19 protein-coding genes are annotated in these 22321 nt (G+C 59.7%); 11 read left to right on the top strand and 8 right to left on the bottom strand.

All coding sequences use genetic code 11. The features are described from left to right. From ACOYNV_RS17935 to ACOYNV_RS17925, 3 genes are all read left to right on the top strand, one after another. The coding region (locus ACOYNV_RS17935; RefSeq protein ID WP_422901171.1) for a putative Ig domain-containing protein at positions 1–1778 on the top strand (1778 nt) is incomplete at its 5' end. A gap of 55 nt (positions 1779–1833) precedes the next feature. Then, positions 1834–3228, top strand: a complete 1395-nt coding sequence (locus tag ACOYNV_RS17930) for an efflux RND transporter periplasmic adaptor subunit (RefSeq protein WP_422901170.1) — start codon at positions 1834–1836, stop codon at positions 3226–3228. Positions 3229–3232: 4 nt separating this feature from the next. Next, a complete protein-coding gene (locus tag ACOYNV_RS17925; RefSeq protein WP_422901169.1) occupies positions 3233–5365 on the top strand; it encodes an HlyD family efflux transporter periplasmic adaptor subunit in 2133 nt (710 codons plus the stop codon). Positions 5366–6088: 723 nt separating this feature from the next. Here ACOYNV_RS17925 and ACOYNV_RS17920 read toward each other — a convergent pair. Then, the gene (locus ACOYNV_RS17920; RefSeq protein ID WP_422901168.1) at positions 6089–7147 is read right to left on the bottom strand and encodes a DMT family transporter; all 1059 of its coding nucleotides are present in this window, start codon (positions 7145–7147) and stop codon (positions 6089–6091) included. Between the two features lie 836 nt (positions 7148–7983). Here ACOYNV_RS17920 and ACOYNV_RS17915 point away from each other — a divergent pair. The 4 genes from ACOYNV_RS17915 (at position 7984) to ACOYNV_RS17900 (ending at position 11487) form a co-directional block, all read left to right on the top strand. Next, positions 7984–9405, top strand: coding sequence for a YbaY family lipoprotein (locus ACOYNV_RS17915; RefSeq protein WP_422901167.1), 1422 nt, complete (start codon positions 7984–7986; stop codon positions 9403–9405). A gap of 169 nt (positions 9406–9574) precedes the next feature. Then, positions 9575–10174: a DUF4136 domain-containing protein gene (locus ACOYNV_RS17910; protein WP_422901166.1), complete on the top strand. Its 600-nt coding sequence runs from the start codon at positions 9575–9577 to the stop codon at positions 10172–10174. Between the two features lie 72 nt (positions 10175–10246). Further along, a complete protein-coding gene (locus tag ACOYNV_RS17905) occupies positions 10247–11056 on the top strand; it encodes a mechanosensitive ion channel family protein (protein WP_422901165.1) in 810 nt (269 codons plus the stop codon). Further along, complete coding sequence (locus ACOYNV_RS17900; protein WP_422901164.1) at positions 11056–11487, top strand: hypothetical protein; 432 nt, start codon at positions 11056–11058, stop codon at positions 11485–11487. The genes ACOYNV_RS17905 and ACOYNV_RS17900 overlap by 1 nt, the downstream gene beginning before the upstream one ends. Positions 11488–11949: 462 nt before the next feature. Here the strand turns inward: ACOYNV_RS17900 and ACOYNV_RS17895 are convergent, their stop codons facing one another. Next, positions 11950–12378, bottom strand: coding sequence for a TOBE domain-containing protein (locus tag ACOYNV_RS17895; protein ID WP_422901163.1), 429 nt, complete (start codon positions 12376–12378; stop codon positions 11950–11952). A gap of 212 nt (positions 12379–12590) precedes the next feature. Between ACOYNV_RS17895 and ACOYNV_RS17890 the strand changes: the two genes are divergently transcribed. The 4 genes from ACOYNV_RS17890 to modC all read left to right on the top strand — a co-directional run bounded on the left by ACOYNV_RS17890 (position 12591) and on the right by modC (position 16103). Continuing rightward, positions 12591–13409 (top strand): TOBE domain-containing protein, encoded by an 819-nt coding sequence (locus ACOYNV_RS17890; RefSeq protein ID WP_422901162.1) that lies wholly within the window; start codon positions 12591–12593, stop codon positions 13407–13409. Positions 13410–13557: 148 nt separating this feature from the next. After that, the gene (gene modA / locus ACOYNV_RS17885; RefSeq protein ID WP_422901161.1) at positions 13558–14301 is read left to right on the top strand and encodes a molybdate ABC transporter substrate-binding protein; all 744 of its coding nucleotides are present in this window, start codon (positions 13558–13560) and stop codon (positions 14299–14301) included. Between the two features lie 15 nt (positions 14302–14316). Then, positions 14317–14991 (top strand): molybdate ABC transporter permease subunit, encoded by a 675-nt coding sequence (gene modB, locus ACOYNV_RS17880; RefSeq protein ID WP_422901160.1) that lies wholly within the window; start codon positions 14317–14319, stop codon positions 14989–14991. Beyond that, entirely contained in the window at positions 14988–16103 is a 1116-nt protein-coding gene (gene modC, locus ACOYNV_RS17875) for a molybdenum ABC transporter ATP-binding protein (RefSeq protein ID WP_422901159.1), read from the top strand. Before modB ends, modC begins: the two co-directional genes overlap by 4 nt. A gap of 137 nt (positions 16104–16240) precedes the next feature. Here the strand turns inward: modC and ACOYNV_RS17870 are convergent, their stop codons facing one another. From ACOYNV_RS17870 to ACOYNV_RS17845, 6 genes are all read right to left on the bottom strand, one after another. Further along, a complete protein-coding gene (locus ACOYNV_RS17870; protein WP_422901158.1) occupies positions 16241–19342 on the bottom strand; it encodes an efflux RND transporter permease subunit in 3102 nt (1033 codons plus the stop codon). Next, positions 19339–20394, bottom strand: a complete 1056-nt coding sequence (locus ACOYNV_RS17865) for an efflux RND transporter periplasmic adaptor subunit (protein ID WP_422901157.1) — start codon at positions 20392–20394, stop codon at positions 19339–19341. The genes ACOYNV_RS17870 and ACOYNV_RS17865 overlap by 4 nt, the downstream gene beginning before the upstream one ends. Then, a complete protein-coding gene (locus ACOYNV_RS17860; RefSeq protein WP_422901156.1) occupies positions 20391–21062 on the bottom strand; it encodes a TetR/AcrR family transcriptional regulator in 672 nt (223 codons plus the stop codon). The genes ACOYNV_RS17865 and ACOYNV_RS17860 overlap by 4 nt, the downstream gene beginning before the upstream one ends. Positions 21063–21261: 199 nt before the next feature. After that, positions 21262–21594, bottom strand: a complete 333-nt coding sequence (locus tag ACOYNV_RS17855; protein WP_422901155.1) for an addiction module antidote protein — start codon at positions 21592–21594, stop codon at positions 21262–21264. Then, positions 21591–21914, bottom strand: coding sequence for a type II toxin-antitoxin system RelE/ParE family toxin (locus tag ACOYNV_RS17850; RefSeq protein WP_422901154.1), 324 nt, complete (start codon positions 21912–21914; stop codon positions 21591–21593). The genes ACOYNV_RS17855 and ACOYNV_RS17850 overlap by 4 nt, the downstream gene beginning before the upstream one ends. Next, on the bottom strand, positions 21907–22321 hold a 415-nt coding region (locus tag ACOYNV_RS17845; RefSeq protein WP_422901153.1), incomplete at its 5' end, for a hypothetical protein. The genes ACOYNV_RS17850 and ACOYNV_RS17845, both read right to left, overlap by 8 nt.

Genomic DNA, 22321 nt, shown 5'->3' with positions numbered 1-22321 from the left:
CAGTCACGCTCGATACGGCCGCCAAGGGCAGCTTCACAACGTTGAATGGGTTCACTAACGCCGGCAGCGGGGTCTATACCTTCAGCGGCACGGCAGCCCAAGCACAGGCGGCCATCCGGGGACTGGTGTTCACCCCGACCGCCAACCGTGTCAATCCGGCCCAGACCGAAACCACCACCTTCACGGTCAGCGTCAGCGACAGCATCGCCGACGCGGCAACCAATGCCGCGACCACCGTGGTCTCGACCTCGGTCAACGACGCACCGACCGTGGGCGGTGCCACCGCCCTCACCAGCATCAACGACACGGCAACCGCCACCCCGTTCTCGGCCTTCACCATCGCCGATGCCGATACAGCCCAGACGCAAACGGTATCGATCACGCTCGATACGGCAGCCAAGGGCAGCTTCACGACGTTGAATGGGTTCACTAACGCCGGCAGCGGGGTCTATACCTTCAGCGGCACGGCAGCCCAAGCGCAGGCCGCCATCCGCGCCCTGGTGTTCACACCGACCGCCAATCGCGTCAATCCGGCCCTGACCGAAACCACCGCCTTCATGGTCAGCGTCAGCGACAGCATTGCCGCACCTGCAACCAACGCCACGACAACCGTGGTCTCGACTTCGGTCAACGACGCACCGACCGTGCTTACCGCTTTGCAAAATCTGACCACGTTACAAGATCAGCCCTTCAGTTTCGTGGTTCCCGCCAATACTTTTGCGGATATTGATACAAACGATACACAGACCTTCACCGCTACTATGGCCAATGGCAGTACTCTGCCGAGCTGGCTGGCATTCGATCCGGTTTCACGTACTTTCAGGGGCATTCCAGCCAACCCGGATGCGGGGATTATTGCCGTCAGGGTGAGCGTTGCCGATAGTGCTGGCGGGACCGTTAGCAGCAGTTTTGATCTCACGGTCACCGCCGTGGCGCCACCGATAGTTCCAGAGACTGCTACGCCGCTAATTACTCCCCCCGATTTGCCATCGAACACGGCAGCGGTAATGCTCTCACCCGTTGATCCTTTAGCGGCTTTCACGCCTCCCAGCGCTCCGGAAAATACAGGCAGCCCAAACACGCCATTAGTTGAGTTGGCCAGTGGCCCCAGCCTGATTGCTCCGCCCGTCAGCCCACCGCTAACGGAGGTAAGAGGCAGCCCGACGAATTCGCCGGATAGCTTCAGCCAACAAGTTGTCACGACGAACCCGGTGGGAGCGATCCTTACCAGTGCCGGGACGAACGCTTTCCAGATTACCGTGACCCGCGCCGATCAGCCTGCGCTGGTGACCTTCCAGGGGGTGCCGGATCAGCGAGTTATCCAGTCCGGGGAGGGGATCAGCTTCAACGTTCCAGCGGATGCTTTTGCGCATACCAACGCCCGTGCGGTGGTGCAGCTTAGCGCCACGCAAACCGATGGACAGCCGCTACCTTCCTGGTTGAAATTCGATGCGGTGAGTGGCAAGTTTAGCGGACAACCGCCGCCGGGCGAGCCACCTGTTATCAACGTTCGCCTGGTTGCGAGTGACGCAGAGGGCCGCGAGGCGGTCGCCGAGTTCAAAATAATACTTGGTGAAGACGCTGGGCAGCGCCCTGCGCCGCAAACCGGGGCGCCGGAGTCGGGCGCTGTGCTGGATGATTTCGATTCGAACGGAAAACGTCTGGTCAAAGCCAAAGTTGCTCCTCCTGGCCGGGCCAGCCTGAGTGAACAAATCCGGCTGGCCAATCGGCAACCGGCGGCTTTTGACCGACTGGTAATACCCCGCCGGGCCGCATGAAGCAACGAATGAAACCTATCGGGTGCGCTTCGCTTTGCCCTGAATGGGCTGGCTGATGCAAGCTGAAGCACAGGGCTCATGCGAAATTCCGGTGCAGGCGCTTGGTCTGCTGCTTGACCTCTCGCGGCGGGCGCGGCAAGCGGCTGATGGCACGGTGCTCGGGTTTGTTGCCGTAAATGACAGTCACGACCTGGCGACTTACCGCCAGGCGGCGTTGTGGCTGGCCGACGAAGGCGTTAAAACCCTGTCCGGGGTGGTGCAGCTGGAAGCCAATGCACCCTATGTGCAGTGGCTTGGCCGGGTCTGTCGCAATCTTTCTTTGCTTGGTCAGCAGCCTCGCCTGATCGGTGCGTCCGGGCTCCCCGAAGAACTCGCTGCCGAATGGGACGCTTGGTTACCCAGCTACGGGCTTTGGCTGCCCTTGGCGATTGACAGCGCAGACAGCAAATCTGCCGTCCCCTTGGGCGGTTTGCTGCTGGCGCGTGATACTCCCTGGCCAGGGAACGAAATTGCCTTGCTCGCCGAATGGATGGCGATCTGGTGCCATGCCTGGCGCGCCCAACACCGACCCGGCCAGTGGTCCTGGCGACGTGCGTTGCAAGTCGCCCGGGATGCATTTGGAGTCAAAGCGGGCACGACTTGGTGGAAACAGCGATGTGCGCGCTGGGTTGCCGCTGTTCTGGTGCTGCTGCTGTTTCCGATTCGCCTCACCGTGCTGGCCCCCGGCGAACTGGTGCCAGCCAACCCGGCTGTGATCCGGGCGCCCCTGGAGGGAGTGGTCGGCAATTTTCTGGTCAAGCCGAATGAGCTGGTCAAAGCCGGTCAGCCCTTGTTCAACTTTGACGATGCGCCGCTCAAAAGCAAATTGGAGGTGGCCCGCCAGGCGCTGTCGAGCGCCGAAGCGGAATACCGTCAAGCGGCCCAGTTGGCGGTATCGGAGAGTAAATATAAAGGCCAACTCGCTCTTCTCATGGGCAAGGTGGAAGAGCGTCGGGCTGAAGCCGACTATCTGCAAGGCCAGTTGGATCGTGCTCACGTCGTCGCTCCGCAGGACGGCATTGCACTCTTTGACGACCCCAGCGAGTGGATTGGAAAGCCGGTCAGCACCGGCGAGCGCATCATGCGCGTGGCCTCGCCGGACGATGTCGAAGTCGAGGCCTGGCTGGCGGTGGGCGATGCCATCCCCTTGCCTGACGCGGCGCCAGTCAGCCTCTACCTCAATGCCAGCCCGCTTTTCTCTGTTTCGGCACGGGTGCGCTATGCCGCCCATGATGCCGTACAGCGACCGGACGGCAGCTACGCTTACCGGGTACGCGCCAGCCTGGACGGCAAAACGGAACACCGGGTTGGTCTGAAAGGCACGGCCAAGCTTTCCGGCCATTGGGTACCGCTGGTGTACTGGGTTGTGCGGCGTCCGCTTGCCGGCATACGCCAGACCATCGGTTGGTAATAGCGTGCCACTGCCTGCGCTACGCGAGGAACTCGCCCTTTATCCTGGCTCCGAACTGGCCGATGGTCAGCCCAGTTGGACCTTGCACGATCCGGTGCGTAACCAGTTTTTCCGGATTGACTGGTTGAGCTTCGAAATTATCAGCCGCTGGCGTCTCGATGATCTGCAAGCCATTAGCGATGCGATTAACACCGAAACAACGCTGCGTCCTGATCCGGCAGACCTTGAAGCTCTTGGCCGTTTTCTGCTCGAAAATCAATTGTTACAGCCCGTCGGGGTCGATAGCGCCATCCAGTTTGCCGCGCGACTGGCCAGAATGCGCGGTAACTGGAAAAGCTGGCTGCTGCACCACTATCTGTTTTTCCGCATTCCCTTAGTCCGCCCCGATGCCTGGCTAGACCGCTGGCAAGGAGTTGTTGCGCCGTTTTTCAGCCGGGGCTTTGCACGGCTGACTCTGCTTGCTCTGCTGGTCGGAATGATTGAGGTTTATCGGGATTGGGAGCGGTTTTCCGCGACGCTGATCGATACTTTTTCCTGGAGTGGTCTGCTCGGCTATGGGTTGGCACTTAGCGGGGTCAAGGTGCTGCATGAACTGGGGCACGCCTTCACCGCCAAGCGTTACGGTTGTCGTGTTCCGGCCATGGGCGTGGCTTTTCTGGTGATGTTTCCGGTGGCGTATACCGATACCAACGAGGTGTGGAAACTCGCCAATCGGCACCAGCGGCTGGCCGTGGCGGCGGCCGGCGTGATTACCGAGTTGATGATTGCTGCCTGGGCAACGCTGGCTTGGGGGTTGTTGCCGGATGGCTTGCCCAAATCAATCGCGTTTATGCTGGCCACCACGACGTGGATCGCCACGCTGGCGATCAACACCAGCCCCTTCATGCGCTTCGACGGGTATTTCCTGCTCTCCGACTGGCTCGATATGCCGAATCTGCACAGTCGCGCGTTTGCCCTGGCGCGCTGGGACTTGCGTGAGCGCCTGTTCGGTCTGGGTTTGCCACCGCCGGAGCACTTCGTAAGGCAACGCCAGATCGGAATCATCCTTTTTGCTTACGCGACATGGATTTACCGGTTGATCGTTTTTCTGGGTATTGCGGCGCTGGTTTATGCATTTTTTTTCAAGGCGGTCGGGGTGCTGCTGTTCATCGTTGAAATCGGCTGGTTTGTGCTGTTGCCATTTTGGAATGAGATCAAGGTGTGGCCGAGTTTGTTACGAAGTGATGCTGATCATTCCGGGAGGCTGTCCTTGTTGCGGCAGCGACCGCGTGCGCTACGCAGTGCCTTGATTGTTTTGGCACTGGCGATGTTTTTCGTGTTTCCCTGGCCGACGCGCCAGGCGGCGTCGGCTCTTCTCAAGCCCGCCGAAACCTACCCCATTCATGCCCCGACTGGAGCACAGGTCGTTAAATTGCCGTGGCCAGAAGGTAGCCCGGTCGCCGCTGGACAAATCCTGATCGAGCTTGCCTCTCCCGAGCTTGAACTGCGCTGGCGGCGTACGCAAGCGCGTCTTGAACGTTCGCGCTGGCAGGTAAGCACGGCTGGCGTGGCGGCCGAGCAGCGCCAGAACCTGCAAGTATTGCAACAAGAGGAAATCATGGCGCAAGCCGAACTCGCCAGCGTTCAGGCCGAAATGGCGCTGTACGCTCCGACGGCTCCATTTGCCGGCACACTGCGCGACCTGGATCCGGATTTGAAGCCAGGCGTTTGGGTGGGTAACCGCGAACGCTTGGGCGTTCTAGTCCAAAGGGAGCGCTGGCAGGTGGAAACTTACCTGGATGAAGATGCTGTACGCCGGATTGAGGTGGGTGATAAAGCCCGTTTCTTTACCGATGGTCTGGAAGGGGAGGTTCTGGCTTTGCGGGTAAGCGCAATCGATCAGGATGCTACCCGAGTGCTGCCGAATGGCCAACTGGCGGCTCAGTATGGCGGTTCAATAATTACCCGCGAAAAACACGGCCAGCTGGTACCGGAACGTGCGCTGTATCGCGTGACCTTGAACGGTGACAACGACTTGGGCAATCTGGCTCGGCAAAGCTGGCGCGGCCAGGTGGTCATTCACGGAAAATGGGAAGCCCCCGGCTTGACGTTTTTGCGCGCCGCACTGGTTCTGGTATGGCGGGAGCTTGGATTCTAGGCGTCCCTAACCGCCAATGGCATAGACGTTTTCAACGCCGCTTTCGCTGCATAATTTGTGCGCACTTGCCGGGTTCGTTCCGATGAGCAAAGCTGGGTCAGCTTCCGTGAGCGTTAACGCATAGATTCGGGAACGATCGTGCAATGACCGTAATGGAGATGAAAGCCCACCTTCCGCCCTGGCCGGCAATTAATCGCCATCAATTTACACTCACCGGCAGCTATCTGCCACGAACCCGCCGTTAGCCCAGAAATATCCCATCCGCATCTCGAACGGCTGCTTGTCAGTTTCCAGTGTTCGCCGCGACGGTCCGCTTTCATTCCCCACCACTGTCTGGTATGGGTCGGTTGCCGACCGTCAGCACCATCTAATACTGCGTTATCTATCGCAAACAATTTGTGCACTGCGTCAAGTGAGCCTCGCGTCAATCACGGAATCCGGATATCCGAATATTCAACCCGTGGGATGCGCAGAGTTAAACCATGCCGGCTTGCAAGCCTCTCCAATAGGCGATCTACAGCAATGCAGCCTAGCCAATAAATACGGCGTTCTTCAGGCATGCAGGCTGTAGATCGCCTATCCATGGGGACTTAACCGATCGTCGATCAGTTCAACCCAGTGGCGAACGGGTGTTGCTGTACCGCTCCGAAGGTACGTCTGGCAGCCGATAGAAGAGAAAAACCAAAAGGAATTCTTGTCGGGGTAAGAAACTGGTCTCTGGTCCTAATGGTTGTGGTCCCGATGGTGGGCATCCGGAAAATGGGCGTGCTTGTGCTCCATCGGCTGGTGCCGATGCAGGTGCGCATGCTTGCCGCCAGCAGCACAGAAAACCTCGTGCTCATGCTGGTGATGTTCGCCGTGATCGTGTTCATGGGCATGTTCGATGGCTTGATGACTATGTTTGTGCTCGTGGCGTTCCGTCAGGTGCAGCCAGACACCGACCGCCATCAGCGCCCCGGCAAACGCCAGGCGAAGCGTCGCCGGCTCGCCCGTTGCGAGCGCCAGCACCGCCCCGAAGAACGGGGCGACAGAAAAATAGGCCCCGGTCCGGGCCGTTCCCAGGTGTCGTAGCCCGACGACGAACAGCGCCAGGCTGACGCCATAGGCCAAAAACCCGACGCCCATCGCCGCCGCCACGGCGGGCAAGCCAGGTAGCCGATCGCCGAGAATGAAGGCGAGCGACAGGTTGATGGCCCCGGCGGCCATGCCCTTGACCGACGCGATCCATGTTGCATCGGTCAGCGACACCTTGCGCGTCAGGTTGTTGTCGATGCCCCACGCCATACAGGCACCGAGCACAGCCAGCGCCGGCCAGACCCCGGCAAACCTGGCCTCTTGCGGCCAACTCAGCACAAGCACACCGGTGGTGATGGCCGCCATCCCCAAAGCGATTCGCCGATCAAAGTTTTCACGAAACACCATCCATGCCAGAAGCGCGGTGAACACCCCCTCCGCGTTCAGGAGCAGCGATGCGCCCGACGCGGGCATGCCAGCCAGCCCGAACATCAACAGAACGGGAGCGACAACCCCACCAGCCAATACAGCCCCGGCTAGCCATCCAGCCTCGCGTCTCGCCAAGCGGACCGGTTCCGCGTTACGCAACAGACGAAAAACCGTCAGGCCAACCCCGGAACCAAGATAAAACAGGCCGGCCAGCAGCCAGGGACCAACATCGTGCAGCAGCATCTTCGCCAGCGGCGTGCCGGCGCCGAAAAGCAGCGCAGCGCCGAGGGCGGCAGCCATGCCGGGATTAAGCAATTTGCTTTGCCGTTTTTTACTCATTCGATCGGCTCAACGAAACTGGCATTTCCGGAACCTGTCATTCGGAGATACTTGATTTTTCGGGATTCCGGATTTTACTGCGGGGGGGCTGAAATCGGCCAAAGGTAAATTTCGCCCAACACGGTGAGGAGGTCAGTTCAAAGCTGGCCCAGCCAGGAATCGGTGATCGTCATCTGTTTAACCTTAAAACCTCAGTTTAACCACGGCGAACACGGCGGGCACGGCGAAAAGCCTCAGGTTTTCAGGATTTCATGGCTTACCCAAAGGGTGAATCATGAAAACATTGCAAGCTCTTGTTTTTCCGTTGTGTTCGCCGTGTTCGCTGTGGTCAACTGCCCTTTTTAGTTTTAACACAATGCACCATGCAAGCGTTATGAAAACCGGGCCGCGCGCCCGGGTTTCATTTCAGGAGATGTGCCCGGTTGGTGACGGCGATATTAATGATCATGCCTCTGTAGCCCGCATAGACAGGCTATCTACGAGCTATATAGCTGAAGAGTGGCGTATTTAATGGCTTTCGTGGTTGATGCCTTGGAGAACGCCGATTGGAGAGGCTTCCAGGGCGGTGTCTTGGTGTGGCTGGCAGGGACTCAAAGGAATTCATTGACCTTTTCATGGGTCGATTTACCCGATGCCGGGTAATCGAAATACATTCAAGCACGTATATCACCAGCCAATGAAAACCGATAAATTTCAGAAAGCAATCGCAGATTTCATCCTGGAAAAGTTGTTGTTTCGTGTTTTCGTGAATTTGGAAGTTTTCATGGGTGTCCGGTCAGATGCGTAAGCAGATATCAAAAGTCATGTGGTTAGCGGCCTTGCTGGCGGTTTTCTCCATGTCTGATTTACCGGCCCAGCCGATCGCTGAACTGGCTACCGTCAGCGGCAGCGTTTCCTATCGCCAGCGCATCGCCATGCCGCCCGAGGCGGTGCTGACGGTACGTGTCGAAGATGTGTCGCGGGCCGACGTGCCCGCTGTGGTGCTGGCCGAGATGCATGAGACCTTCGGCGCGCGCCAGGTGCCGATTCCGTTTTCATTGAAGGTGCCGGGCGTCGCCATCGACCCAGGCTCGAACTATGCCGTGCGCGCATCGATCACGGTGGGTGGAGAGTTGCGCTTTACGACGACGCGTCGCTATGCCGTGTTGACGCACGGCGCGCCGGAAAAGGTCGATCTCGTCCTTGATGCGGTGCGACCGGTTGCCGGCACGATGGTCAGCACAGACTTGCCTGCGACTGCTCTGCCGGCGATGCCGGCCTCTGCTGTCGGCTTCGAACTGCCCGCCACTTTTACCGGCATCATGCCCTGTGCCGATTGCCCCGGCATTGCGCAAACGCTGACCTTGCGTGCCGATGGCCTGTACCGCTTGCGGCGCATTTACCTGGGCAAGCCGGACGGGCAGTTTTCCGAACCTGGCCGCTGGACAGCCGAGGCCAGAGGCAAGGTGCTGTCACTGCGTAGCGGCACGGACGTCATTTTGTTCGCGGTCAGGGATGATGGCTCCTTGCGCCAGCTTGATCGCGAGGGGCAAGCGATCGAGTCGGCCGCCAACCTCGATCTGCACCGTAGCGCACAGGTTGAACCGATCAGCGAAGTGTTGCGCTGGCGCGGCGAGTTCCGCTACCTGGCCGATGCCGCGACGTTCACCGATTGCGCCAGCGGCATGCACTGGCCGGTGGCAATGACGGATGCCTACCTGGCCATGGAGCGCGACTATCTGCAATCGCACAGTTCACCGGGGGCGCCCTTGCTGGTCAAGCTTGATGGCCGCCTCGCCTTGAGCCAGGCGCTGGAAGGCGCTTCGCGTGAGCAACTGGTCGTTGAACGATTCGTCGGTTCGCAACCGGGGGCGGCCTGCGGCTCGGCCGCTTCTGGCAACGAGGGTGGCAAAGACAGCGTAACCGCCGACTTGAAAAATACCTACTGGAAGCTGATCGAGCTCGACGGCAAGAAGATCATGATGCCCGCAACGCAAGAGCGCGAGGTGCGCATCACGCTCTCCAGCCTGGGCGCACGCATGACCGCTTTTGCCGGCTGCAATCAACTGACCGGGTCGTATGTTCAGCAGGGCAAGGCCCTGCGCTTCTCGCAGATGGCCGGCACGCTGATGGCCTGTGCTTCGCCGTTGATGGAAATCGAAAGCAATGTGTTGAAGATGCTCGGTGCCACGACGGGCTACCGCATAGAAGGCCAGCAATTGACCCTCCTCCAAGGCGATAAGGCATTGGCGCGCTTTGAAGCGGTGTACTTGCGATGAGCTTGCCGGTTTGTCCTGGGAGGTGCTCACCGGGCGGGGCGCGGCCAAGGCCCGAATCCATGCGAAATGCAGGAACCGAAGCGCATAAGCGACTGTCTTTGACATTGCTGCGCACCGGTCATCGCATCGGTCATCGCACCGGTCATTTTGCCCAGGAGACCCGAAAACCATGCCATCCCGACTGAAGAAGCACTTGCTGCCGCTGGCCATGGCCGCCTTGATTCTGGTGCTGGGAGGTTGTGCCAGCACGCCCGACGTGCGCGTTGATTTCGACCGTTCGACCGACTTCACGCAATATCAGACATTCGCCTTTGCCAGCCCGCTCGGTACCGACCGTGGCGGCTACCAGAGCATCGTTTCGCAGCGCTTGAAGGTGGCCACGCAGCGCGAGATGGAAGCGCGTGGCATGCGCCTGGTCACCAGCTCGCCGCAGTTGCTGGTCAATTTCAACGCCGAACTTACCGACAAGTTGCGTGTCACGACCATTCCGGCACCCGTCATGGGCTATGGCTATTACGGTTATCGCTACGGTCTGTACACCGCCTGGCCGCTTTACGCCGACCAGACGATCGTTACTCAGTACAAGGAAGGCACGCTCAATATCGATGTCGTCGATGCCGCACGCAAGCAACTGGTGTGGGAAGGCATTGTCACCGGGAGCGTCACGCAGAAAGACCTGGACAACGTGCAGGCGGCGATCGACAACGCGGTGGCCGCCGCCTTCGCCAGGTACCCGATTCCGGCTCTGGCTCCGGCAAAACCCCGTTGATTTGACAGCAAGGAAGCAAAAGTAGCCGCAGCACAAACCCTACCCCGATCATTTTATAAAGGACACTTCGCCATGGACATGCAATCGATACAGACCTTCCTCAGCACCACCGCCACCGAGTTGGCGATCAAGATATTGGCCGCCATTGCTTTCTGGATCATCGGCCGCTGGCTTATCGGCCGGGTGATCAGCCTGATGCAGACGGCGATGAGCCGCAACCATGTCGACCCGACACTGACCAAATACCTCGGCTCGATCATTGCCATCGCGCTGAACGTTACCCTGGTGCTCGGCATCATGGGCTACTTCGGCATCCAGACCACCTCCTTCGCCGCCATGCTGGCCGGCGCCGGCCTGGCAATCGGCGCGGCATGGAGCGGGCTGCTTGGCAACTTCGCCGCCGGCGCCTTCATGCTGGTGCTGCGCCCGTTCAAGGTCGGCGACTTTGTCAGTATCGGTGGCGTGGTGGGCACGGTGCATGAGTTGGGGTTGTTCGGCACCGTCATCGTGACACCGGACAACGTAAACACCATCGTCGGTAACGGCAAGATTTTCGGCGATACCATTCAGAACTATTCGGTGCTGCCGGCCAGGCGCGTCGAACGGGTGGCGCAACTGGCCATCGGCGTCGATCCTCTGGAAGCGATCAGCCGCTTCAAGGCTGCCGTAGCGCTGATCCCCAATGTTTCCAAGGACATGCCGCCCGAAGTCAACCTGCTCGACATCAAGCTCGAAGGCCCGCAAATTGCCGTGCGCCCCTACACCCACACCGACAACTACTGGCAGGTGTACTTCGACACCAACGAGGCTATCGTCAGGGTCTGCAAGGAAGCTGGCTGGCCGGCCCCCTCGGCGCTGCACCAGTTCAAGCAAATTTCATAATGGCCTTGAAACGACTGATTCTTGCGGTGCTGCTGCTGGCTTTGCTGGCGGCAGCGTACTTCGCGCTGGTGCTCAACTGGAGCTATTCGTCGGGCGAACGCGCCGGCTGGATCCAGAAGCTGTCCGACAAGGGCTGGATCTGCAAGACGTGGGAAGGCGAACTGGCGCTGGTCTCGTTGCCGGGTAGCGCCACGGTCGAAAAGTTCCTGTTCACTGTCCGCGATCCGCTGGTCGCCGCCGAAATCTCCAAGGTCATGGGGCAGCGCGTCAGCGTGCATTACGAAGAGAAAGTCGGCTTGCCGACCTCCTGCTTTGGCGACACCCGCCATTACGTGACCAAAGTGACCCTCGCCGAGGAAATCTCGCTATCGCCGGGCGTGGTCGTCAAGCCAGCCCCTGCCGAAGCGACACCGCCAGCGACAAGCAAATAGGAAGCGGAAATAGCAGAAATCGAAATAAATCGGGTAATCCCCCGGCTTTGCCGGGGGATACTTACTATCAACCTAGAAAAAGCAGTTCGTCCACGAAAAACACCAAAAGCAGCTCGCAGCCTCCCTGAAGAGGGACGAAAAGAATCAACCTAAAAACCTCAGTTGGATGTGATGCCAATGTCGCAAGCCCTCATCCCCGGCCCTTCTCCCGCGGGGAGAAGGGTGCAAACTCCCTCTCCCCGCGGGAGAGGGTTGGGGTGAGGGCTAAACACCCGTCAAACCTGGAGTTGCGGTCAATTAGTCGCTGTCAACTGCGGTTTTTAGGATCAAGGAGATAATAAGCTTAAGATCACCTTCCAAATGGTGAATGGAGAATACACATCAAGTTCTTGATTTTGTTCGTGTCTTTCGTGATTTTCGTGGATAGACTGAGGTTTTAGGTTCAAGACAAGGCATTGTCAGTCAGGCCGGCACACCGAGCACGACATGGCTGGCCTTGATCAGGGCGCTGGCCGGGACGCCGGGCTTGAGGCCCAACTCCATTACCGCTTCGTTGGTGACCACCGCATAGACCAGTGTTCCGCCGGTCAATTTGATGCCGATTTCGCTGTTGATCGCTCCTTTTTCGATGTTCTGCACCGTCCCGGCCAACTGGTTACGCGCGCTGAACTTCACACCGCTGTCGCCGGCCAGCACGATTACCCACGGCGCCTTGACGAATGCCATCACCGTCTTGCCGACGGCCAGGCCGAGCGACTGCACGCTGCCCTCGGTAACGACGGCGACGATGCGGTCACCCCCGGCAGTGGTCACTTCGACTTCGGCATTGACCTGGCCATCGACCAGAGCGCTGATGGTGCCTTCAAATACGTTGCGTGCGCTGATTTTCATGGTGCTCTCCTTGAATGCCTGTCGGGCTGGCCCGATTTTCGCTATATACAAATAGTAATAGCGTATTTGATCGGGGACAATTGCACTTTGCCCGCAAGCGTTGCGTTCATTCAACCATAGCGCAAGGTAAATACGGTAAAAAACGATCACCTAACACTACATTTCAAGCTATCGTTATATACGTTACAACATTACGTAGAGAGTACGACAAAATGGAGCAAATCAAACATCGGTTAAGCAGCCGGCTGCAAGTCGATACCGAGTTCGGCAGTTTCCTTGGTGACACGCGGATCCGCCTGCTCGAAGCCATCGACCGGCACGGCTCGATCTCCCAGGCGGCCAAGGCCGTACCGCTCTCCTACAAGGCGGCGTGGGATGCCATCGACGCCATGAACAATCTGGCCGACCAGCCGCTGGTGTTGCGTTCGACCGGCGGCAAGAACGGCGGCGGAACGCAACTCACCGAACACGGACGCAAGACCATCGCCCTTTACCGTGCGCTGGAAGCCGAGTACCAGTCGGCGCTCGACCGCCTGAGCGCCGGCCTGAACGACGGACAGACCAGCGATTTCCAGCAGTTTCGCCAACTGCTCAGGCGCATGTCGATGAATACCAGTGCGCGCAACCAGTTCGCCGGCCACATCGTCGGGCTGCGCGAAGGCCATGTCGATTTCGAGGTGCGCTTGAAACTCGACGATCAGAACGAACTGGTGGCCGTCATCACCCGCGAGTCGGCGGAAACCCTGGGGCTGGTCATCGGCATGGAGATCAGCGCCCTGGTCAAATCCTCGTCGGTGCTGCTGCTCACCGACCGTAACATCCGCACCACCGCCCGCAACCGCCTGTGGGGCGAAATCACGCGCATTCACGACGGCCCGGTCAATTCTGAAATCACCCTTGTACTGCCCGGTGGCCGCAGCGTGTGCGCCGTCGTCACCCACGACAGCGTCGCCAGCCTTGGCCTCGCCGTCGGCGAACAAGCCTGCGCAATCTTCAAAGCCTCGGCTGTCATCCTTTGTCTTTACCACTAACCCAGAGCACCGTATGCATATTCCCCGTCCGTCATTCCGGCGAAGGCCGGAATCCAGTTTGTGCTCCAACAGCCTGGATCCCGGTCTTCGCCGGGATGACGAAGCTTTCGAGAAGTGTGCATGTGGTGGTTGATTCAGGAGAAATCCAATGCCCCGCTTGACACTACTCGCCGCCCTCTTGCTGACCAGCTTTGGCGCCCACGCAGACGAAGTCCAGGTCGCCGTCGCTGCCAATTTCACCGCACCGATGCAGCAAATCGCCGTTATGTTCGAGAAAGATACCGGCCACAAAGCCTTGCTGGCCTTCGGCTCGACCGGCAAGTTCTACGCGCAAATCGTCAATGGCGCCCCCTTCGAGGTATTGCTTGCTGCCGATGACGAAACCCCGATCAGACTGGAGAAAGAGGGTCTGGGCGTTGCCGGTAGCCACTTCACCTACGCCATCGGGAAACTCGTGCTGTGGTCGGCCAATCCCGATCTGGTCGATGCTGGGGGCGCCGTTCTCAAGACCGGCAATTTCAAGCACCTGGCACTGGCCAACCCGAAGACTGCACCCTACGGCGCGGCGGCCATGGAAGCGATGGGCAAGCTGGGCGTATTGCCAGCGCTGGAACCACGCTTTGTCCAGGGCGACAGCATTACGCAAGCCCATCAGTTCGTCGTGAGCGGCAATGCTGAACTTGGTTTCGTCGCACTGTCGCAGGTGTTCAAGGAGGGAAAACTCAGCAGCGGGTCGATGTGGGCCGTGCCCGCCAACCTTTATGCGCCGATTCTCCAGGACGCCGTGCTGCTCGGCAAAGGCAAGGACAAACCCGCACCCGTCGCGCTGATGGCCTATCTCAAGGGAGAAAAAGCCAGGGCCGTCATCAAATCTTACGGATACGACTTGTGAAAATCGGAAGCCACCATGGACAGCGCTGACCTCTCGGCCGTCTGGCTAACGCTCAAGCTGGCCACCGTGGTCACCGCGCTGTTGCTGGTCATCGGCACGCCGATCGCCTGGTGGCTGGCGCGCACGCGCTCTCGCTTGAAGGGCATCATCGGCGCCATCGTCGCGCTGCCGCTGGTGCTGCCGCCTACCGTCATCGGCTTTTACCTGCTGCTGGCCATGGGGCCGAACGGGCCGGTCGGGCAGCTGACGCAGTGGCTCGGCCTTGGCTTGTTGCCTTTCACTTTCCCCGGGCTGGTTATCGCCTCGATTTTCTACTCGCTACCGTTTGTCGTGCAGCCATTGCAAAACGCCTTCGAGGCCATCGGCGAACGTCCGCTGGAAGTTGCCGCCACCTTGCGCGCCAGCCCGTGGGACGCTTTCTGGTCGGTGGCCGTGCCGCTGGCCCGGCCCGGTTTCATCAGCGGCGCGATACTCGGCTTTGCCCATACGGTGGGCGAATTCGGCATCGTGCTGATGATCGGCGGCAATATTCCGAACCAGACGCGCGTCGTTTCGGTGCAGATCTACGACCACGTCGAAGCCCTGGAATACGCCCAGGCGCACTGGCTGGCCGGCGGCATGGTGCTGTTCAGCTTTGTCGTGCTGCTGGCGCTCTACACCTGGAACCCGGCACGGCGGCAGGCCTTATGAGCAACGAAATTCACGCCACATTTCGTCTGGAGCGTGTTGGCTTCACGCTGGACGTGGACCTGAACCTGCCGGGGAGCGGCATCAGCGCACTGTTCGGCCATTCCGGCTCGGGCAAAACCACCTGCCTGCGCGCGATGGCCGGGCTGGAGCGAGCGCCGCAGGGCTATTTCGCCATCGGCAGCGAAGTCTGGCAGGACGAAGCCAAGGGCTATTTCGTGCCGCCGCACCAACGCGCGCTGGGCATGGTTTTTCAGGAAGCCAGCTTGTTTACGCATCTCTCGGTGCGCCGCAACATGGAGTTTGGACAGAAGCGTGGCCAGAAGCGTGGCCAGAAGCGCGTCAACAAGCATGCCCCAACCAGCGAGCGTCGCTTCGCGTCATCCGAAATAGCCGAGTTACTAGGCATCGCGCACCTGCTCGACCGCTCGCCCGATCAGCTTTCCGGCGGCGAACGCCACCGCGTGGCGATTGCCCGCGCACTGCTTGCCGCACCGAAAATCCTGCTGATGGATGAACCGCTGGCCGCGCTCGACTTGAAACGCAAACTGGAAATCCTGCCTTATCTGGAGCGTCTGCACAGCGAGCTGTCGATCCCGGTCATTTACGTCAGCCACGCGCCGGATGAAGTGGCGCGGCTGGCCGATCATCTGGTGTTGCTCGATCAGGGCAGGGTGGTAGCCAGCGGCCCGCTCAAGCAGGTACTCGGCCGCATCGACCTGCCCGCCACCTTCGCCGACGATGCCGGCGTGGTGATCGAGGCGCGCGTTGCCGAACATGAAGAAGACGATCTGACACGGCTCGAATTCCCCGGCGGGAAAATCTATGTTTCGTCCCGCCACGAGCCGGTGGGCACCTTGTTGCGTTGCCGTATCCATGCCCGCGACGTCAGCCTGACGCTGGTGCCGCAGGTGCAGTCGAGCATCCTGAACTGCGTCGAGGCGACGGTGCTCGCTCTGGCACCAACCGATACGCCCGGCCATGTGCTGGTTCGCCTCGATGTCGCCGGCGATCCCTTGCTGGCGCGCATTACCAGCCGCTCGGCCAGGAAACTCGCGGTCCGCCCCGGCCTCGCCCTGCGCGCGCAAATAAAGGCCGTGGCGCTACTGGGCTGAGGGAGCAAGGAACTAAAGGGGTCAGCTTCGAAGCGAACTAAAGGGGTCAGCTTCGAATTCTTTTTGAAAAGTAATGCGATGCTGACCCCAATGGCACTACACGCACAGCAAGAGCAAAGCTTTCACCGCAAAGGCGTTCAACTCACTTCACACACTTTCACCCGGTACCACGCGGCATACAGTGCCGGCAGGAAAAAAACCGTGAGCAGGGTGGCTACGATCAGGCCGCCCATGATGGCTACGGCCATCGGCCCCCAGAAGACGCTGCGGGTCAGCGGGATCATCGCCAGAATTGCCGCCGCCGCAGTCAGCATGATTGGGCGGAAACGGCGCACGGTCGAACCGACGATGGCTTCCCAGGTCGGCTTGCCGGCTTTTTCATCCTGCTCGATCTGGTCGACCAGAATCACCGAGTTGCGCATGATCATTCCGGACAGCGCAATCACCCCGAGGTTGGCGACGAAGCCGAAGGGCACGCTGAACACCAGCAGGGCAATCGCCACGCCGATCAGGCCAAGCGGTGCGGTGAGCAGGACGAGAATCGTGCGCCCGATATTCTGCAACTGGATCATCAGCAGGGTAACGACGGCAATCAACATCATCGGCATCACGGCCTTGATCGAATCCTCGCCCTTGGCCGACTCCTCGGTCGCGCCGCCCAGTTCGATGCGGAATCCGGGTGGCAGTTTTTCGCGCACGGCATCGAGTTGCGGGTTGATCTGCGCCGAAACAACCGGCGCCTGCACGAGGTCGCGAATGTCGGCGCGCACGGTTACCGTCGGCAGTCGATTGCGACGGTTGATCAGCACGTCTTCGAGTTCGTAATGAATCTTCGCCACCTGGGCGAGCGGTACATAACGACCGCTGGCGGTGCGGATGTTGAGGTCGGCCAGCGCAGAAATTCGGGCACGTTCGTCGCCCTTGGCGCGTACCACAACATCCACCAGTTGGTCGCCTTCGCGCATCTGCGTGACGCTCATTCCGGTCAGCAGCAAGTTGATCGAATTCGACAGGTCCAGCGAACTGATCCCGAGCGCGCGGGCGCGATCCTGATCAATCTCCAGACGTACCGACTTGCCCATCTCGTTCCAGTCGAAGTTCACGTCCTTGACGTGCGGGTTGGCGCGCATGACGGTGGCCACTTCTTCAGCGGCACGGCGCAACTCGCCGAGGTCTTCCCCGGATACGCGGAACTGGATCGGGAAGCCGACTGGCGGTCCATTTTCCAGACGCAGCACGCGCATGCGGGTATTGGCCAGGCCACCGTGCCAGTCGGCATTCTCGGCCAGAAAATACGCTTCCAGCCGCCGCTTCAGATCCTCGCGCGCCTCGATGTCGCGGGTAGTCACCACAAACTGGGCAAAATTGTCATTGAACAGTTGCTGATCGAGCGGCAAGTAAAAACGAGGGCTGCCGTTGCCGATGTAGCTGACAAAATCCTTTACCGACTTGTTCATCTCCGGCTCGTTGAGCAGAAGATGCTCGATTTTCTTTGCCTGCGACTCGGTCGCCTTGAGCGATGCGCCCTGCGGCAACCACACATCGATCAGCAATTCCAATCGGGCTGAGGCCGGAAAAAACTGTTTCTGCACGCCGCTGCCGAGCGCTACCAGTGACAGGACAAAGGCCACCAGCGTCGCACCAATCACCAGCCAGCGTCGCCGCACGCACCAGTCGACACTGGTTCGAATGCGCCGGTAAAACGCCGTTTCGTAAATGTCGTGCCCATGCTCCAGGGCCTTCGCCTGCAACTTTTTCGCATCGAGAATCATGTAGCCGAGATAAGGTGTGAACACCACCGCAACCACCCAGGAAACAAGCAGGGCAATGGCCACCACGGCAAAGATCGAGAAGGTATATTCGCCGGCACCGGATTTGGCAAAGCCGACCGGTGTAAAGCCGGCCACGGTAATCAACGTGCCGGTAAGCATCGGAAAGGCCGTCGAGGTATAGGCGAAGGTTGCGGCGCGGAAACGATCCCAGCCCTGTTCCATTTTCACCACCATCATCTCGACGGCGATGATCGCGTCGTCAACCAGCAAACCAAGAGAGATGATCAGCGCGCCGAGCGAGATGCGCTGCAAATCGATACCGAACACTTCCATCAACAGGAAGGTAATCGCCAGCACCAGCGGGATCGACAAGGCCACCACCGCGCCGGTGCGCAACCCGAGGCTGAGGAAGGAAACGGCCAGCACGATGACCACCGCTTCGCTAAGCGAGGACATGAACAGGTTGATCGACTGGCGAACGATTTCCGGCTGGTCGGCCACCACGTGGATGTCGATGCCCTGCGGCAAATCCTTCTGCAGACGCGCCACCTCGCCGCGCAGCCGGTCGCCGAGCTTGATCACGTCGCCGCCCTTGTTCATGGCTATGGCAATGCCGACCGCCGGTTGCCCCTGCACGCGCATGCGCGGTGCCGGCGGATCGACCAGCCCGCGCTTGATGGTGGCGATATCGCCCAGACGAAACAGTCGCCCACCGGCCTGAACGCCAATCGCCTGCACGCTTTCCAGCGAGGTGAAGTCGCCGGAGACGCGAATGCGCACGCGATCCGTCGCCGTTTCGAAGAAACCGGCGGGCGCCATGGCGTTCTGTTTTTGCAGCGCATCGAAAATCAGCAACGGGTCGAGGCCGAGCGTCGACAGCCTGGCGTGCGATATCTCGACGAAGATCTTTTCATCCTGTACGCCGATGAGTTCGACCTTCTTCACGTCGTCTACCCGACGCAGTTCGCGCGCCACGCGATCCGCTTCCTGGCGCAGTCGTGGGATGTCGAAACCGTCGCCGGTCAAGGCAAAGATATTGATGAAGGTATCGCCGAATTCGTCGTTGATGAACGGCCCCTGCACGCCGGCCGGCAGCGTTTGCTTCATGTCGCCGATCTTCTTGCGCACCTGATACCAAGCTTCGGGCACTTCCTTCTTCGGCGTGTAGTCCTTGAGGATAATGAACACCAGCGACTCGCCGGCTTTCGAATTGGAGCGGATGACGTCGACCCACGGCACTTCCTGCAACTTCTTCTCGATGCGCTCGGTCACCTGCAATTCCACTTCGTGCGCCGTAGCACCGGGCCACAACGTACGTACAACCATCACCTTGAAGGTGAAATCCGGGTCTTCGGCGCGGCCCAGCTTGAAGTAGGAAAGCACCCCGCCGAGTACCAGCACGACGATCAGATAGGCCACCATCGAGCGGTGGCGCAGGGACCATTCGGAAAGATTGAGGTGCGTCATTGGGCAGCGGCTTGATCGACGGCCTTGATCTTCTCGCCGGCACTCAGCTTATGTACCCCGGCGACGACAATCCGCTCACCGGCATTCGCGCCACTGTCCAGGGTGGCCGTGGTTTCGCCGTAAGCGGCCACGGCTACCGGTCGCAACGATACGGTCTGGTCGGCGCCGACAATCCACAGCGCCGGTTTGCCTTCCTGCTGGAAAATCGCAGTCAGCGGCACGCTCAGCCGTGATTTTGCTGTTGCCCCGGTCTTGTCGCTCAGGAACTTCACATTCGCCGTCATGCCCAGGAGAACCCTGGCATCCGGGTTGAGGATCGACACCCGTGCCGCATAGGTGCGCGTCAGCGCGTCGGCCACCGGCGACAATTCGCGTAAAACCCCTTTGAAGCGCGCCTGCTCGTCGGCCCACAGGCTGACTTCAGCCGATTTGAGCAAGCGCACTTCCGGCATGCGTGTTTCGGGAATTGCCACCGCCACTTCCAGCGTATCGGTTCGCGCCAGGCGCAGCACCGTCTGGCCGGCGGCGACCACCTGGCCGACTTCTGCCGCCACCAGTTCGACCACGCCGGCCTGATCCGCGCGCAACACGGTGTAGGAACTCTGGTTGCGCGCCAGATCGGCCTGAGCAAGCGCCGCCTTGAAGGTGGTTTCCTTGGCATCGAGCGCCGCCTGGCTGACAAAGTTCTTGCCGCGCAACTCGCGGTAACGGCGATTATCGGCCACCGCCAGTTCCAGTTGCGCCTCAGCCGCCGCGGCCGACAGCGCCGTGTCCGCCGGATCGAGCCGTGCCAGTACATCGCCGGCCTTGACCAGCGCCCCGGCATCGACCAGGCGGGCGGCGATCTTGCCGGGAATGCGGAAGCCAAGCGGTGTCTCGTAACGCGAACGCACCTCGCCGGAATATATTCCTGATCCGCTGTCGGCACTGGCGCCGAGCACCGTTGTCAGCACCGGCCGCAGCGGTTCAGGCGGCGGCGCCGCCTTGCTGCAGGCTGCAAGCAGCGACAGCGCCGCAAGCAAAAGACTTCCGCGCAACATGAATGCGTTCATTGACTGCCTTTCTGCGGACACAGACCGTGCACCAGAAGATTGAAATGGGTTTCAAGATAGGATTCCGGGTCGATCTCTCGCCCGCAAAAGACGAGAGAAAACTGCCAGATGACCAGCATCAGAACGGGCGCGATGATCACATCGATTGCCGTTTCAACTTCCAGCGACCGAAATTCTGCACTGGCAATTCCGCGCTGCAGGACGTTTCGCAAAAGTGCTCGCCCGCGCACGATCACCTTGTCGTGGTAATACTGCGCCACCTCGGGAAAGTTGCGCGATTCCGAAATGATCAGCTTGGGTACCCCGGCCAGCCGTGTCTCGCCGATCTGCTGCCACCAGCCGAACAGCAGCTTGCGCAACAGGTCAACCGATGAACCGTTGTGCTCGGCCAGTTGCAGCTCGGCCGCCGCCAGCGTCGGCACGATGCCCTCCTCGATCACCGCCTTGAACAGGGCTTCCTTGCTGTCGAAGTAGAGGTACAGCGTTCCCTTGGATACACCGGCGCGAGCCGCCACATCCTCCAGACGCGTGGCCGCAAACCCTTTTTCGACAAAGAGCTCAAGCGCAGCCGCCGTCAATTCCGACGGACGCGCACCCTTGCGCCGACGACGCGGGATGCGCGTGCCGGCAATGGCATCTGAAGCAGGAAAAATGGAAACTGGGCTCATCGAAACGCCGTTAATGACTGTCCGGTCAGTAATGTATATGGGGTACTTCCCGGAGTCAATCCCGTTCTGGTGTGCCACCCTGTATAGTTACGATAACCATTTGTTTTAATGAAGAAGTGTAGCGACGGCTCTCACCCAGCAACGCGCCGTTCCTGAAGCTTGCGCGCACCAAAGTTCAACGCCGCCCACGTCGTAAACTTCAAGCTGCGGCGTGGGGCCCCGGCGCAACCGAAAGTTTCATACCTACGGCCTTTAACACCGCCAAAAGAGTCTTCAGCGTTGGGTTGCCCTTTGGCGACAAGGTGCGATAAAGCGATTCCCTGCTGATACCTGCTTCAGCAGCAACCGCCCCTAGTCCGCCGTAGGCTTCTGCCACAGTCCGCAGGGCAAGAAGACCCGCAGCTCGATTTTCCGGATCATCCAGTGATTCCATTGCCGCCTTAAGGTACTCCACAGCCAGTTCGCGATCGGCTCGAAGCTCTGCCACCTCGCGGTCGTGATGCGAAACTGCTGCGACCACCTTTTTGCTCATGTTTGCCTCCGTTTCCAATCAGCCCAGAAATCCTTGGCCGTCTTGATATCCATCGCCTGTGTCTTTTTCGACCCGCCAGAAAGAAGAATGACGATCAACTGACCGTGACGACCAAAATAGACCCGATACCCGGCACCCATATGCTCTCGCAGTTCCAAAACACCATCGCCCACTGACTCGCAATCGCCAAAATTGCCAGCCTCAATCCGCTTCAGGCGAATCCGTACCCTGGCTTGCGCTTGCTTATCCCGAAGAGATCGAAGCCATTCAGTGACCGGCTCTTGGCCACTTACGGTTTGGTATCGGAAGACTTCAATCATGATTGTAGTGTAGCTTACAAGCTACACAAATGCGAGCTGCGGCAATGTCCAATGAAGTATGAGCCTGAACGAGGGCTGTATTTCCATCGAGAAGTGAGCCTGAAGCGATAATTTTAAGGCGGAATTGATAAGTGGGTTGATCATCGCAAGGATGGTGATCAACATGAACGAAACACGGCTGCGCACGATTGAGCAGATCGAACAATTTCTCAGCGCCAGCGAGCAAATCGCGTTTACAGCGCACGGGGACGACAGCGACCGCTATGAACACATCAGCCTTGTAGGGTGCGCAAAATCTTTTCTTTGCGCACGCGGATCGTCCCGCGTACATCGACGTGCTTGATCCGCCTGATGGTGCGCACCCCAAGAGTACTTCTTCAGGCTGGCGCTGCCATCCTTCAGGGCGC

This window comes from Propionivibrio sp. (assembly GCF_049316945.1).
In the GTDB taxonomy this organism is placed as follows: Bacteria; Pseudomonadota; Gammaproteobacteria; order Burkholderiales; family Rhodocyclaceae; genus Propionivibrio.
This window is presented reverse-complemented; position numbering and strand designations above follow the sequence as displayed.

What these genes read in the sequence shown, in the direction of transcription:
- ACOYNV_RS17920 (WP_422901168.1), bottom strand. Translation starts at nt 7,147, where the DNA reads ATGAGTAAAAAACGGCAAAGCAAATTGCTTAATCCCGGCATGGCTGCC.
- ACOYNV_RS17865 (WP_422901157.1), bottom strand. Translation starts at nt 20,394, where the DNA reads ATGAACGCATTCATGTTGCGCGGAAGTCTTTTGCTTGCGGCGCTGTCG.
- ACOYNV_RS17890 (WP_422901162.1), top strand. Translation starts at nt 12,591, where the DNA reads ATGGAGCAAATCAAACATCGGTTAAGCAGCCGGCTGCAAGTCGATACC.
- ACOYNV_RS17850 (WP_422901154.1), bottom strand. Translation starts at nt 21,914, where the DNA reads ATGATTGAAGTCTTCCGATACCAAACCGTAAGTGGCCAAGAGCCGGTC.
- ACOYNV_RS17855 (WP_422901155.1), bottom strand. Translation starts at nt 21,594, where the DNA reads ATGAGCAAAAAGGTGGTCGCAGCAGTTTCGCATCACGACCGCGAGGTG.
- modB (WP_422901160.1), top strand. Translation starts at nt 14,317, where the DNA reads ATGGACAGCGCTGACCTCTCGGCCGTCTGGCTAACGCTCAAGCTGGCC.
- ACOYNV_RS17860 (WP_422901156.1), bottom strand. Translation starts at nt 21,062, where the DNA reads ATGAGCCCAGTTTCCATTTTTCCTGCTTCAGATGCCATTGCCGGCACG.
- ACOYNV_RS17900 (WP_422901164.1), top strand. Translation starts at nt 11,056, where the DNA reads ATGGCCTTGAAACGACTGATTCTTGCGGTGCTGCTGCTGGCTTTGCTG.
- modC (WP_422901159.1), top strand. Translation starts at nt 14,988, where the DNA reads ATGAGCAACGAAATTCACGCCACATTTCGTCTGGAGCGTGTTGGCTTC.
- modA (WP_422901161.1), top strand. Translation starts at nt 13,558, where the DNA reads ATGCCCCGCTTGACACTACTCGCCGCCCTCTTGCTGACCAGCTTTGGC.
- ACOYNV_RS17905 (WP_422901165.1), top strand. Translation starts at nt 10,247, where the DNA reads ATGGACATGCAATCGATACAGACCTTCCTCAGCACCACCGCCACCGAG.
- ACOYNV_RS17915 (WP_422901167.1), top strand. Translation starts at nt 7,984, where the DNA reads ATGTCTGATTTACCGGCCCAGCCGATCGCTGAACTGGCTACCGTCAGC.
- ACOYNV_RS17910 (WP_422901166.1), top strand. Translation starts at nt 9,575, where the DNA reads ATGCCATCCCGACTGAAGAAGCACTTGCTGCCGCTGGCCATGGCCGCC.
- ACOYNV_RS17895 (WP_422901163.1), bottom strand. Translation starts at nt 12,378, where the DNA reads ATGAAAATCAGCGCACGCAACGTATTTGAAGGCACCATCAGCGCTCTG.
- ACOYNV_RS17870 (WP_422901158.1), bottom strand. Translation starts at nt 19,342, where the DNA reads ATGACGCACCTCAATCTTTCCGAATGGTCCCTGCGCCACCGCTCGATG.
- ACOYNV_RS17930 (WP_422901170.1), top strand. Translation starts at nt 1,834, where the DNA reads ATGCAAGCTGAAGCACAGGGCTCATGCGAAATTCCGGTGCAGGCGCTT.